Annotated in this window: 12 protein-coding genes; 11 read left to right on the top strand and 1 reads right to left on the bottom strand. The window is 72.2% G+C overall.

What is annotated here, in order from left to right; translation table 11 throughout:
- Positions 1-67: 67 nt before the first annotated feature.
- The 10 genes from ACGFSH_RS28725 (at position 68) to ACGFSH_RS28680 (ending at position 10,934) form a co-directional block, all read left to right on the top strand.
- Positions 68-1,585: a sugar ABC transporter ATP-binding protein gene (locus ACGFSH_RS28725; protein ID WP_393353553.1), complete on the top strand. Its 1,518-nt coding sequence runs from the start codon at positions 68-70 to the stop codon at positions 1,583-1,585.
- Positions 1,582-2,700: an ABC transporter permease gene (locus tag ACGFSH_RS28720; RefSeq protein ID WP_393353552.1), complete on the top strand. Its 1,119-nt coding sequence runs from the start codon at positions 1,582-1,584 to the stop codon at positions 2,698-2,700. The genes ACGFSH_RS28725 and ACGFSH_RS28720 overlap by 4 nt, the downstream gene beginning before the upstream one ends.
- A complete protein-coding gene (locus tag ACGFSH_RS28715; RefSeq protein ID WP_393353551.1) occupies positions 2,693-3,703 on the top strand; it encodes an ABC transporter permease in 1,011 nt (336 codons plus the stop codon). The genes ACGFSH_RS28720 and ACGFSH_RS28715 overlap by 8 nt, the downstream gene beginning before the upstream one ends.
- Before the next feature lie 36 nt (positions 3,704-3,739).
- Positions 3,740-4,822 carry a rhamnose ABC transporter substrate-binding protein gene (rhaS, locus tag ACGFSH_RS28710; protein WP_393353550.1) on the top strand — a complete coding sequence of 361 codons (1,083 nt, stop codon included), beginning with the start codon at positions 3,740-3,742 and terminating at the stop codon, positions 4,820-4,822.
- Between the two features lie 51 nt (positions 4,823-4,873).
- Positions 4,874-5,194, top strand: a complete 321-nt coding sequence (locus tag ACGFSH_RS28705) for an L-rhamnose mutarotase (protein ID WP_393353548.1) — start codon at positions 4,874-4,876, stop codon at positions 5,192-5,194.
- Between the two features lie 57 nt (positions 5,195-5,251).
- The gene (locus ACGFSH_RS28700) at positions 5,252-6,676 is read left to right on the top strand and encodes a BNR repeat-containing protein (RefSeq protein WP_393353547.1); all 1,425 of its coding nucleotides are present in this window, start codon (positions 5,252-5,254) and stop codon (positions 6,674-6,676) included.
- 91 nt (positions 6,677-6,767) lie between these two features.
- Positions 6,768-7,835, top strand: a complete 1,068-nt coding sequence (locus ACGFSH_RS28695; RefSeq protein WP_393353546.1) for a LacI family DNA-binding transcriptional regulator — start codon at positions 6,768-6,770, stop codon at positions 7,833-7,835.
- 169 nt (positions 7,836-8,004) lie between these two features.
- A complete protein-coding gene (locus tag ACGFSH_RS28690) occupies positions 8,005-9,306 on the top strand; it encodes an alpha/beta fold hydrolase (protein WP_393353544.1) in 1,302 nt (433 codons plus the stop codon).
- A 28-nt stretch (positions 9,307-9,334) separates the two neighbouring features.
- The gene (locus ACGFSH_RS28685) at positions 9,335-10,078 is read left to right on the top strand and encodes a PIG-L deacetylase family protein (RefSeq protein WP_393353543.1); all 744 of its coding nucleotides are present in this window, start codon (positions 9,335-9,337) and stop codon (positions 10,076-10,078) included.
- Between the two features lie 25 nt (positions 10,079-10,103).
- On the top strand, positions 10,104-10,934 hold the full coding sequence (locus tag ACGFSH_RS28680) for a pentapeptide repeat-containing protein (RefSeq protein ID WP_393353541.1): 831 nt from the start codon (positions 10,104-10,106) through the stop codon (positions 10,932-10,934).
- On the opposite strand, the gene ACGFSH_RS28675 is transcribed toward ACGFSH_RS28680, so the two are convergent.
- Positions 10,896-12,527: a cytochrome P450 gene (locus tag ACGFSH_RS28675; protein WP_393353540.1), complete on the bottom strand. Its 1,632-nt coding sequence runs from the start codon at positions 12,525-12,527 to the stop codon at positions 10,896-10,898. The two genes, ACGFSH_RS28680 and ACGFSH_RS28675, sit on opposite strands and share 39 nt — an antisense overlap.
- Positions 12,528-12,635: 108 nt before the next feature.
- Here ACGFSH_RS28675 and ACGFSH_RS28670 point away from each other — a divergent pair, with 108 nt between their 5' ends.
- A complete protein-coding gene (locus ACGFSH_RS28670; RefSeq protein WP_393353539.1) occupies positions 12,636-13,253 on the top strand; it encodes a TetR/AcrR family transcriptional regulator in 618 nt (205 codons plus the stop codon).
- Positions 13,254-13,303: the final 50 nt, after the last annotated feature.

Below are 13,303 nucleotides of genomic sequence, written 5' to 3'. Positions count from 1 at the left end.
ACCTTTCACGACACCGTGACGGTCCCCCGGGGGGCATCGATGCGCGGTCGTCGTCGAGGAGCCACCCATGACCCACCCGTCCGACACGGGACCTGCCCCGGTGCTGGCGCTCGAGGACGTAGCCAAGTCCTTCGGCGCCGTGCGCGCCCTGCGGGGCGTCTCCCTGGAGCTGTTCCCCGGCGAGGTCCACGCCCTCGCCGGGGAGAACGGCGCGGGCAAGTCGACCCTGATCAAGACCCTCGCGGGGGTGCACCGACCGGACGCCGGCCGGGTGCTGCTCGACGGCGAGCCCGTCGTCTTCCACGGTCCCGGCGACGCCCGCGACGCCGGCATCGCCGTGATCTACCAGGAGCCCACGCTCTTCCCCGACCTGTCGATCGCCGAGAACATCTTCATGGGCCGCCGCCCTCGGCGGGCCCTCGGCCGCATCGACCACAAGGCCACCCACGCGGCCACCGCGGCCCTGATGAAGCGCCTCGGCGTCCGGCTCGACCCCGACCGCCCGGCGCGCGGCCTGTCCATCGCCGACCAGCAGATCGTCGAGATCGCCAAGGCGCTCTCCTTCGACGCCCGCGTCCTGATCATGGACGAGCCGACAGCGGCCCTCACCGGCAGCGAGGTCGCCCGCCTCTTCGGCGTGGTGCGCGCCCTGCGCGAGCAGGGCGCGGCGGTCCTGTTCATCTCGCACCGGCTGGAGGAGATCTTCGAGATCTGCGGACGGGTGACCACCCTGCGCGACGGCGCCTGGATCGCGACGGAACCGGTCGCGGGCATGACGCAGGACGACCTGGTCCGCCGGATGGTCGGCCGCGACCTCGACGAGCTCTACCCCAAGCAGGACGTCACGCCCGGCGAGGTCGCCCTGAGCGTGCGCCGGCTGACCCGTGAGGGCGTCTTCACCGACGTCTCCTTCGAGGTCCGCCGCGGTGAGATCGTCGGCCTCGCCGGACTCGTGGGCGCCGGCCGCACCGAGGTCGCCCGCGCGGTCTTCGGCATCGACCGCTGGGACGCCGGCGAGGTCGCCGTGGACGGCCGCCTGCTCACCAACGGCGCTCCCTCCACCGCGATGGCCGCCGGCCTCGCCCTGGTCCCCGAGGACCGGCGCGCCCAGGGCCTGGTGATGAACATGTCCATCGAGCGCAACATCGGCCTCACCGGACTGCGCACCACCGTGAGGGCCGGACTGATGGACCGCGGCGCCGAACGCAGCCGCTCCCTCGACTGGGCGGTCAGGCTCCAGGTGAAGTACGCCAGGATCGCCGACACCGTCAACACGCTCTCCGGCGGCAACCAGCAGAAGGTCGTCCTCGCCAAGTGGCTGGCCACCGGCCCCAAGGTGCTGATCGTCGACGAGCCGACCCGCGGCATCGACGTCGGCACCAAGGCCGAGGTGCACCGGCTGCTGTCCGAGCTGGCGGCCGACGGGGTCGCCGTCCTGATGATCTCCTCCGACCTGCCCGAGATCCTCGGCATGGCCGACCGCGTGCTGGTGATGCACGAGGGCCGGCTCACCGCCGAGATCGCCCGCACCGACGCCACCGAGGAAACCGTGATGGCCGCAGCCACCGGGAGGGCCGCCGCATGACGGTGACCACCTCCGAACACGCCCCCGTCGCCGAGGCGCCCCGGTCCGGCGGCACCCGGCTCGTCGACCGCGTGTTCAAGATGCGCGAACTCGCCATCCTGGTCGTCTTCCTGGTGATGATCGCCGTCACCCAGGCCGGCAACAGCGAGTTCCTGTCCGAGCAGGGAATCAAGGACCTGTTGCTGAACGCGACCATCCTGGTGCTGGTCGCCACCGGCCAGTCCCTGGTCGTCATCACCCGCAACGTCGACCTGTCGGTCGGCTCCACTCTCGGCATCAGCGCCTTCGCCGCCGGCACGTATCTGCACGGCGGCGGCGACCCGGTGACCGCGATCGTGCTGGCCGTCCTGCTGGGCGTCGGCTTCGGACTCCTCAACGGCCTGCTGGTCAGCCTCGGCCAGGTGCCCGCGCTCGTCGTCACCCTCGGCACGCTCTACATCATCCGCGGCATCGACTCCATCTGGGTCGGCTCCCGGCAGATCACCGCTGCCGACCTGCCCGGCTCCTTCGTGGACTTCGGCTCCGGCGGCATCTCGGCGGTGCCGTACCTGGCACTGATCGCCCTGGCCGTCCTGATCGCCACCGCCTACTACCTCAAGCACTACGGCAGCGGGCGCGAGCTGTACGCGCTCGGCTCCAACCCCGAGGCCGCCCGGCTCGCCGGCATCCCGGTACGCAGGCGGATCCTCGCCGCCTACACCTTCTGCGGCGGCCTCGCCGGACTCGCCGGAGCCATGTACCTCGCCCGGTTCGGAAACGTCGACTCCGGCACGGGCAACGGCTACGAACTGACCGTCGTCAGCGCGGTCGTGGTCGGGGGTGTGGTCTTCACCGGCGGCTCCGGCAGCGTCTACGGCGCCGCCCTCGGCGCGCTGCTGCTCACCTCCATCAACAGCGTCCTGCCCGCCCTCGGCGTCAGCTCGGTCTGGGTGCTCGCCATCAACGGCGTCCTGCTCCTGCTGGCCATCGCGGTCGACCGGGTCGTGGCCGTGCGCGTGGCGTCCGCGCTGAAGAAGAAGTCGGCCGCGGCCAGGACCGCCGCCGTGACCACCACCGCCGCGAAGACCCCCGCCGCGGAGACCCCCGTCACGAAGGGAGACGCTCACGATGGCTGAGCCGCCCACCCGCACGAGCCGCCGGCCCGCCTTCCGGTGGGACGGTGTCGTCGGCGCCCTCCTGATCGTCCTGCTGCTGTTCTCCTTCACCTTCGTGGACGGCTTCGGCAACGCGCTGAACCTGTCCTTCCTGATCGGCAACACCCTGCCGATCGCGCTGGTCGCGCTGCCGATGACCCTCCTCGTCGTCTCCGGCGAGATCGACCTGTCCGTCGCCTCCACGGCCGGACTGTCCGGCGCCGTCATGGGAGCCCTGTGGAACCAGGGCATGACCATCGAGGCGATCATCCCCGTCTGCCTGCTGCTCGGCGTGGTCTGCGGACTCGTCAACGGCCTCCTGGTGACCCGGCTCGGGCTGCCCTCCCTCGCCGTCACCATCGGCACCCTGGCCGCCTACCGGGGCATCGCGCAGATCGTGCTCGGCTCCGACGCGGTCACCGACTTCCCCACCCAGTACCTGGACTTCGCGGCCGGACGCCTCGGGGACACCTTCCTCCCGCAGGCGTTCCTGCCCTTCGTCGCCCTGTTCGCGATCGCCGTCGTCGTCCTGCACGCCACCCCGTTCGGCCGCTCGCTGTTCGCGATCGGCGCCAGTGAGGAGGCCGCACGCTTCGCGGGCGTCCGGGTCAGGCGCAACAAGCTGATCCTGTTCACCGTTTCCGGGCTGATGGCCTCCCTCACCGGGATCTTCTGGGCGCTGCACTACGCCAGCGCCCGCTACGACAACGCCACCGGCCTCGAACTCTCCGTCATCGCGGCCGTCCTCCTCGGCGGCATCGACTTCGACGGGGGCAAGGGCACGCTCGGCGGCGCGATCGCGGGGGTCTTCCTCCTCGGAGCGGCGCAGAACGTGATGAGCCTCCAGGACGTCTCCGCCCAGTCGCAGATCGTCGTCACCGGCGTCCTGCTCGTCGTCTCCGTGCTCGGCCCCCGGGTCGCACGGCAGATCTCCGTCGCGAGGGCGGGCCGCCAGGCGGCAGCCGCCTCGACACCGACGTCGTAACCCGCTCCGTCCACCCTCCCGAAGGACCACACCATCATGCGCAAGTCATCGCTCCGCCGTGCCTGCGCGGCCCTCGCCGCCGTCTCCTCACTCGCCCTCGCCGCCACCGCCTGCGGCGGCACCACCAAGGAGGACGTGAAGAACGAGAGCACCGGCGCCGCCGCCCCCGCCGGCAAGGCCGACCCCGACGCGCCCACCAAGAAGGGCCTGACCGTCGGCTTCCTGCCCAAGCAGGTCAACAACCCCTACTTCACCTCCGCCGACAAGGGCGGCGAGGCGGCCCTGAAGGAGCTGGGCTCCGGCTACAAGGAGGTCGGCCCGTCCAGCGCGACGGACACCTCCGGCCAGGTGTCGTACGTCAACACCCTCACCCAGCAGCAGGTCGACGGGATCGCCGTGTCCGCGCAGGACCCGGGCGCCCTGTGCACCGCGCTCAAGCAGGCCATGAACAACAAGATCAAGGTCGTCACCTACGACTCCGACACCAACCCCGGCTGCCGCAACGCCTTCGTCTCGCAGGCCTCCGCCGAGGACCTGGGCCGCACCGAGGTGCAGCTGCTCGCCGAGCAGATCGGCTACAAGGGCGAGATCGCGATCCTGTCGGCCGCGCAGACCGCGACGAACCAGAACGTCTGGATCGACTTCATGAAGAAGGAGCTGGCCGACCCGAAGTACAAGGACGTCAAGCTCGTCAAGGTCGCCTACGGCAACGACGACGCCCAGCAGTCCTTCCAGCAGACCCAGGGACTGCTCCAGCAGTACCCGAACCTGAAGGGGATCATCTCCCCGACCACCGTCGGCATCAAGGCGGCCGCCCAGTACCTGTCGGGCTCCAAGTACAAGGGCAAGGTCAAGCTGACCGGCCTGGGCACCCCGAACGACATGCGCACCTACGTCAAGAACGGCACCGTCGACGCCTTCGAGCTGTGGGACCCCGCCAAGCTCGGCGCGCTCGCCGCGCAGACCGCCGTCGCGCTCGTCTCGGGCCAGATCACCGGCAAGGAGGGCGAGACCTTCAAGGCCGGCGGCACCACGTACACCATCGGCAAGGACGGCGTGATCAGCCTCGGCAAGCCGACCGTGTTCGACGCCAAGAACATCGACCAGTTCAACTTCTAGCCGGCCCCGCCCGTCAGCCCCGCCTCAACCCCCACCGAGGAGCGGTACTTCATGCAGCGCGTCTGTTTCCTGCTCAAGGTCCGCCAGGACATGCTCGCCGAGTACCGCGACCGCCACGCCGCCGTGTGGCCGCAGATGCGCGAAGCGCTCTCGGCCACCGGCTGGCACAACTACTCGCTCTTCCTGCGGGACGACGGTCTCCTCGTCGGCTACCTGGAGACCGAGGACTTCGCGGCCGCCCGCGCCGCGATGGAGGCAACCGACGTCAACGCCCGCTGGCAGGCGGAGATGGGCCCCTTCTTCGAGTCGCTCGACGGCGCCCGGCCCGACGAGGCCATGAAGCCGCTCACGGAGATCTTCCACCTCGCCTGAACCCCCGCACCCCGCCCGCCCCGCCCCCCGCACTCGAACGACAACGGAGTCCCCGAGATGAGACGACGCACCCTGCTGGCCGGCGCCCTCCTCAGCGCCGCAGCCTCTCCCGTGCTCGCCGCCGGCACCGCACGCGCCGCCGACCCCGGCCCCTCGGTCACGCGGCGGACGACCACCCTGCTCGACCCGCAGGCCGTGTTCTTCGTGTCCTACGACGGGCTGGTCAACAACAACTCGTTCCAGAAGAACGGGCTCCTCACCTACAAGGGCCACCAGTACGCCACCTGGTACACCTCCACCCGCAACGCGGTCGTCGCACGCCGGATCCTGGGCGGGACCACCTGGTCCACGGTGACCCTGCCGCACCGGCTCAAGGCCGACGACTCGCACAACGTCATCTCCATGGGCGTCTCCCGGACCGACGGCCGCCTCCACCTCAACATGGACTCCCACAGCGACGGCTTCTTCTACGTGAAGTCGGCCGCCGGACTCCTCGACAACCCGGCGACCACGTCCTGGACGTCGTCCGTGTTCGGCGCCGTCCAGACCACCCTCGACGGCCTCGCCCTCACCGGCCAGTTCACCTACCCGCAGTTCGTCCCGACCCCGGAGGGCCGGCTCCAGCTCAGCTACCGGGCGGGCATCTCCGGCAACGGCCGCAACGCCCTCGCCGAGTACGACGGTTCGACGTGGACGAACCTCGGCGAGTGGTCCGGCTCCACCGGCACCTACACCAGCGAGCACGGCTCCAGCACGGCCCGCAACATGTACCTGCACGGCATCGACTACGGCGTCGACGGCCGGCTGCACTCGCTGTTCACCTGGCGCGAGCAGAACGGCGCCGTGATGTGCAACGGCGGCGGCATCAGCAACCACGACACCGGCTACGTCTACTCCGACGACCGCGGCCGGACCTGGTGCAACGACGCGGGCGCCGTCGTGGGCGTCACCGGCGGCTCCGACAAGGTGGCCGTGACCGACGGCGGCCTCGTCGTGGACGCGCTCAACCCGGACCACTCGCTGATGAACCAGGAGAGCCAGGCCACCGACTCCGCGGGCCGGCCGCACGCGATCATCAGCTACGTCCCCGGCCGCTTCGGCCAGTGCACCACGAACTACGTCGCCGACCGCACCGCCAACGGTCGCGCCTTCCACCTGCGCAAGAACGCCTCCGGCGGCTGGCAGAAGACGGAGATCCCGGTCGCCCTCGGCTCCAGCCAGCGCACCAAACTGGTCCTCGACACGTACGACAACGCCTATGCGGTCTTCCCGTTCGGCCGGATCGCCGGCGCCTCGAAGGCCTCCGGGTACACCGACTGGAAGATCCTCTTCGACGGCAGCGGCCTCAACGCCTTCGGCGAGGTCGTCATCGACGAACTGCGCGTCCGGGCCGACAACGTGCTGTCGTTCATGTACCAGGAGAAGTCGGCCGGGACGACCCCCTCCGCGCTCCACGTCGTCGACTTCGCGCTGCCCGCATGACCGTCGCACCGGCCCGGCCGGGAGCCCGACGGGATGAAGGTAATGTGAAGACCGTCCCGCCGTGCACCGTCCACCTGGAGGTTCCCGCCTGATGGCCCAGTCGGTGGGTATCAAGGACGTCGCCCGTGCCGCCGGAGTCTCCGTCGGCACGGTGTCCAACGTCATCAACCGCCCGGACACGGTCGCCACGGAGACCCGCGCCCGGGTGCTCTCGGCGATAGACCGCCTCGGCTACGTCCGCAGCGAGTCCGCCCGTCAGCTGCGCGCGGGGCGCAGCCGGATCATGGGGCTGCTCGTCCTCGACATGGGCAACCCCTTCTTCGTGGACGTCGCCCGCGGCGCCGAGCGCGCCGCCCGGGACGCCGGCCTCGGCGTGATGGTCTGCAACAGCGCCGAGAGCGCCGGCGAGGAGGCCGAGTACCTGTCGCTCTTCGCCGAGCAGCGGGTGCGTGGCGTGCTGCTCACCCCGGCCGACGCCACCGGCCGCAACATCGAGTCCTTCCGCCGGCACGGCATCCCCTTCGTCCTGGTCGACCGGGTCTCCGAGGGCACCGCCGAGTGCTCGGTGTCGGTCGACGACGTGGCGGGCGGCGCGCTCGCCGTGCGGCATCTGATCGACGCCGGCCACCGCTCGATCGCCTACGTCAGCGGCCCGCCCGGCTTCACCCAGGTCCGCGACCGCCGCACCGGCGCGCTGAACGCGCTGGCCGAGGCCGGCCTCGGCCCCGACAACCTGCGCGAACTGCCCACCGAACGGCTCGACGTCGCCGCCGGACGCGACGCGGGCGCCCGGCTGCTCGGCCTCGCCGACCGCCCGACCGCCGTGTTCTGCGCCAACGATCTGCTCGCCCTCGGCGTCCTCCAGGCCATGTACGCGGCCGGCGTCACCGTCCCCGACGACCTCGCCATCGTCGGCTACGACGACATCGAGTTCGCCGCCGCCGCGGCCGTCCCGCTCACCTCGGTGCGCCAGCCCGCCGTGACCATGGGCGCGCTGGCCGCCGAGATGCTGCTGGAGGAGACCGAAGCGGACGCCGCCGACGCCGCCGACACGTCGGACGCGGGGGGCGGCGCGGGCGGGAAGCGGACGCACGAGCACCGGCGCGTCGTGCTCCAGCCGGAACTGGTCGTGCGCAGGTCGAGCCTGTCCGCCCGGTGAGCGGCGGCCGGAAGCCGCTGAACGGCCGTTCAGCAGCGTACTGAGCAGCCGTTCAGCACCGCGCCCGGACGGCGGTTCCGCGCCGTTCATGATCCCCGGGCTGTGGAGCCGTCCCGACATGTGCTGAACTGGGCCGCGGTCCGCACACCGATCGTCCCGGGAGCCCTCGTTGTCCGTCAGCTACCGCCAGCCCGGCGTCGTCCTCACCGACCGCCGTTTCACCGTGCCCCTCGACCACGCCGACCCGGCGGGGGAGACCATCGGGCTCTACGCCCGTGAGGTCGTCGCGAGCGACAAGGCGGACCGGGACCTGCCGTGGCTGGTCTACCTCCAGGGCGGCCCCGGCTTCGGCGCCCACCGCTTCGTCGGCAGGCCGGCCTGGCTCGGCCGCGCGCTGGAGGAGTACCGGGTCCTGCTGCTCGACCAGCGCGGCACCGGCCACTCCACCCCGGCCAACCGCCAGACGCTCCCGCTGCGCGGCGGCCCGGCCGAACAGGCCGCCTACCTCGCGCACTTCCGCGCCGACTCCATCGTCCGCGACTGCGAACTGATCCGCGGCGAGGTCACCGGCGGCGCCCCCTGGACCGTCCTCGGCCAGAGCTTCGGCGGCTTCTGCGCGGTCACGTACCTCTCGCTCGCCCCCGAGGGCCTGGCCGCCGCCCTGATCACCGGCGGGCTGCCCTCCCTGGACGCCCACGCCGACGACGTCTACCGCGCCGCCTACCCGCGCATGGAACGCAAGAACGCCGCGCACTACGCCCGCTACCCGCAAGACGTCGAACGCGCCCGCCGCATCGCCGAGCACCTGCTGCACCACGACGTGACCCTCCCGAACGGCTACCGGCTGACCGTGGAGGCGTTCCAGACGCTGGGCATCCTGCTCGGCGGCGGCGAAGGCAGCCACCGGCTGCACCACCTCCTCGAAGAGGCCTTCGTGACCACCCCCCGGGGCCCGGAGCTGTCCGACGCCTTCCAGGAGGACATCCAGGGTCAGCTCTCCTTCGCGGGCCACCCCCTCTACGCCCTCGTCCACGAAGCGGTCTACGCACAGGGCACCCGCCCCACCGACTGGGCGGCCGAGCGGGTGCGCGCCGAGTTCCCGCAGTTCGATGCCGCCAAGACGCTCACCGGGGACGGCCCGCTGCTGCTCACCGGCGAAACGATCCACCCCTGGATGTTCGACGCCGACCCCGCCCTGCGCCCGCTGCGCGAGACCGCCGGTGTCCTCGCCGCCCGCACCGACTGGCCCGCGCTCTACGATCCCGCGCGCCTGGCCGCCAACGAGGTGCCGGTCGCGGCAGCGATCTACCACGACGACCTGTACGTCGACACCGCCCACTCGCTGCGCACCGCGCACGCGATCCGCGGACTGCGCACCTGGGTCACCGACGAGTTCGAGCACGACGGCGTCCGGGCCGGCGGCCCGCGCGTCCTGGACCGCCTGCTCGCCCTGGCCCGTGACGAGGTGTGACGCCGCGGTCACCGGATAGTCTGCGGGCATGACCGAGCCGACGACCCCTCAGCTCCGCCCCATGCCCGAGGACTGGCGGCGCGCCCTCGCCGTGGTGGCGCACCCGGACGACCTGGAGTACGGGTGCGCCGCGGCGATCGCCGCCTGGACCGACGCCGGCCGCGAGGTCGGCTATGTGCTGGCGACCCGCGGCGAGGCGGGCATCGACACCCTCGCGCCCGCCGAGTGCGGCCCGCTGCGCGAGCGGGAGCAGCGGGCGAGCGCGGCCGTGGTGGGCGTGTCGTCGGTCGAGTTCCTCGACCACCGCGACGGCGTCGTCGAGTACGGTCCGGCCCTGCGCCGTGACATCGCCGCCGCCATCCGCCGACACCGCCCCGAGCTGGTGATCACCCTCAACCACCGCGACACGTGGGGCGGGGTCGCCTGGAACACCCCTGATCATGTCGCCGTGGGCCGGGCCGTCCTCGACGCGGCGGGGGACGCCGGCAACCGCTGGATCTTCCCCGAACTGGAGGAGCAGGGCCTCCAGCCCTGGAACGGGGTGCGCTGGGTCGCGGTCGCCGGGTCCTCGTCGCCCACCCACGCCGTGGACGCGTCGCCGGGTCTCGAGCGCGCCGTGGCCTCCCTCCTCGAACACCGCACGTACATCGAGGCGTTGACGGACGAGTCGCCCGAGGACTATGCGCGGGGCTTCCTGACCGGGACGGCGACGGCGGCGGGGGAGAGGTTCGGCGGCCGGCCCGCCGTCGCGTTCGAGCTGTTCGATCGGTAGCCCGGCAGGTCAGTAGGCTGGCGGCATGCGAGACACGACGACGGACCGGGCCGAACTGCGCGGCGACTGCGAGAACTGCTTCGGACTGTGCTGTGTGGCCCTGCCCTTCGCCCGCTCCGCGGACTTCGCCGTCGACAAGCCCGCCGGCAAGGCGTGCCCGAACCTGGGCGCGGACCACCGCTGCGGTATCCACGCCCGGCTGCGGGAGTCCGGCTTCAGCGGCTGCACGGTCTACGACTGCTTCGGCGCCGGCCAGAAGGTCTCCCAGGTCACCTTCGGCGGCCGGGACCGGAACACGGTCCCGCGCGAGGAGGCCCGGCGCATGTCCGAGGTGTTCCCGGTGGTCCGCCAGCTCCACGAACTCCTCTGGTATCTCACCGAGGCGCTCGCCCTCCCCGCCGCCCGGCCGGTCCGCGGCGAGCTGCGCCGGCTCCTGGACCGCACCGACGCCCTCACCCGGCTGTCCCCGGACGAGCTGACCGCGCTCGACGTGCCCGCCCACCGTCAGGACGTCAACGCGCTGCTGCTGAGGACCAGCGAACTGGTCCGTGCGGGCGTCCCCGGGCGCCGGAAGGACCGGCGGGGCGCCGACCTGGTGGGGGCCCGGCTGAAGGGCGCCGACCTGCGCGGGGCGAATCTGCGCGGCGCCTGTCTGATCGCCGCCGACCTCACCGGCGCGGACCTGCGCCGGGCCGACCTGATCGGCGCCGACCTGCGCGACACCGACCTGACGGACGCGGATCTGACCGGCGCGTTCTTCCTGACCCAGCCGCAGGTGAACGCGGCCCGGGGGAGCGCGGGCACCCGTCTGCCGGAGTCAGTCGCCCGCCCCGCGCACTGGACAGCCGGACGCTGAGCCCGGACCGCCCCGGCCCTCACGCCCCTCGTGTTCCTGAGCGCCGGCGGCGGCACCGCCCGCGTCGCCGTCCCTCGTCCGTGTGCGCCGTTCCAGACGTATGCGCAGCCCCTCCGGCATCAGCGTCAGCCGTTCCGTGACCCGCAGCCGGTAGGCGGGGTCCGGCCGCAGCTCGTAGCGGCGCAGCAGCAGCCCCAGCACGAGCACGGCCTCGTGCAGCGCGAACTGCCGTCCGATGCAGGCCCGGGCGCCGGTGCCGAACGGCTTGTAGGTGTGCGGGGCCCGCGCGCGCACGGCCCGTGCGTCGAAGCGGTCCGGGTCGAAGCGCTCCGCGTCGGGCCCCCACACCCCGGGGTCGCGGTGCAGCATGGCGGTGAGGACCAGCGCCCACCCGCCGCGCCGCATCGGGTGCTCGCCGCCCAGCACGGTGTCCTCCCTGGCCTCGCGCGCGAACGCGGGCGCCGTCGGCCACAGCCGCAGCGCCTCGTCGAGCACCCGGCGTACGAGGCGCAGCTTCGCGACCTGCTCGTAGCCGGGCACGGCCGTGTCCCCCCACACCCGGTCCACCTCGGCGCGGGCGCGGGCCGCCAGGCGCGGGTCGAGGGAGAGGTAGTGCAGCGCGAAGGAGAGCGCGCCCGAGGTCGTCTCGTGACCGGCCACCAGGAAGGTGACGACCTGACGGCGCACGTTCGTCGCCGACAGCCGTTCGCCCGTGGCCGGGTGGGCGGTGTCGAGCATCCGGTCGAGCAGGTCGCCCTCCCCGCCGCCCGCCGACCGGCGCGCCCGCACCAGGTCGTCGACCGTGCTGTTGAGGAAGGCGATGTCGGCCTCGTTGCGGCGCGAGGCCCGCCGCAACAGGGCGGGCGAGGGCACGGTGTTCAGGCGCTGCGCGTAGGTGAGGGTGCCGATCATCGCGGTGACGAACGGGTGCGGCCGGGCGCGTTCGAAGGAGCCGAAGTCGTGCCCGAAGCCGGTGCGCGCGATCGTCTCCAGCGTCAGTTTGGTCATGTCCCCGGGGACGTCCACGGCCCGGCCCGCGGCGAGTTCCGCGTCCCAGTGACCGGTGAGACGCTCCGCCACGTCCACCATCATCGGGTGGTAGGCGGCCATGGCCTCCCGGCTGAACCCCGGCGCGAGGACGTCGTGCGCCAACTGCCAGTTCGGCTCGTGGTTGTACGCGGTGAACAGCGCGTCCCCCACCACGGGGCGCAGGTTGGCGATGCCCAGCCCGACGTGCTTGGCGAACCGGGTCTCGTCCGCCATGTCGGCGGCCAGTTCCGCGCCCCCGACGAAGACGAACTCCCGGTTGAACACCTTGCGGCGGAAGATCGGCCCCAGCTGCGAGGCGTACTTCAGGGAATCCTGAAGCGGGGTGCGCCGGCTCGCGCCCAGAAGGTCACCGAGCAGCGGGATCCGGTGCGGCGGATGCGGTATGCGCTCCAGCTCGGGCCAGCCCAGCTCCGCGCTGCGAAAGCCTTTCGGCAGTGCGTCCACAGGCGCGTTCTCCGCCGTCGGCCGCGTGGACCGCGCCGGTCCGGCCGCTTCCGCGGACCTCGCCGTGCCCGCCGTGCCCGACGTCCCCGTCTCCGCCATGACGCGATCTCCCTTGATGCACCGGCAGGTTGAGCATGTTGTACGTGGGTTCAATAACGTGCGTCAGTCTGGTGCCGCCGTCGAACCGGCGTCAAGTAAGGTGCGCCCATGGCCGCGAAGCAGGGGGAGGAGCGCGCCCGGCGCCGGCTAGGCACCGCGGAGCGCAGGGAGCAGCTCCTGTCGGTCGGGGCGCGGCTGTTCTCGGAGAGCCCCTACGACGACGTGTGGATCGAGCAGGTCGCCGAGATCGCCGGGGTCTCCCGCGGGCTGCTGTACCACTACTTCCCCACCAAACGGGACTTCTTCGCCGCGGTGGTCGAGCGCGAGAGCGAGCGGATGCTGCGCATGACGGCGGCGGTGCCCGGCGTCCCGGTCCGTGAGCAGCTCGCGTCCGGTCTCGACGTCTATCTGGAGTACGTGGAGTCCCACGCGCACGGCTACCGGGCGTTCCACCGTGCGGACGCCGCCGGGGACCAGGCCGTGCGCAAGGTCTACCAACGGGCCCTGGCGGCGCAGGAGCAGCAGATGCTGGCGGCCCTGGGCGCCGACCCCGAATTCGGCCGGGTCTTCGAGGAGCGTCCCGACGTACGGCTCGCGGTGCGCGGCTGGCTGGCGTTCACGACGGCGGTCTGCCTGGAGTGGCTGCGCGGCTCGGAGCTGTCCCGCGAGCAGGTGCGGGAGTTGTGCGCCAGGGCGCTGCTGGGAGTCATCGCCGTTCCGCGCTGACGCGCTCACGCCGGGGCGGAGCCCTTCGGCCTTCCGGCCTCCCGCCCCGA

The organism is Streptomyces sp. NPDC048481, from assembly GCF_043200075.1.
Taxonomy (GTDB): domain Bacteria; phylum Actinomycetota; class Actinomycetes; order Streptomycetales; family Streptomycetaceae; genus Streptomyces.
Note: the sequence above shows the minus strand (reverse complement) of the source record. Positions and strands in the feature narration are given on the sequence as shown.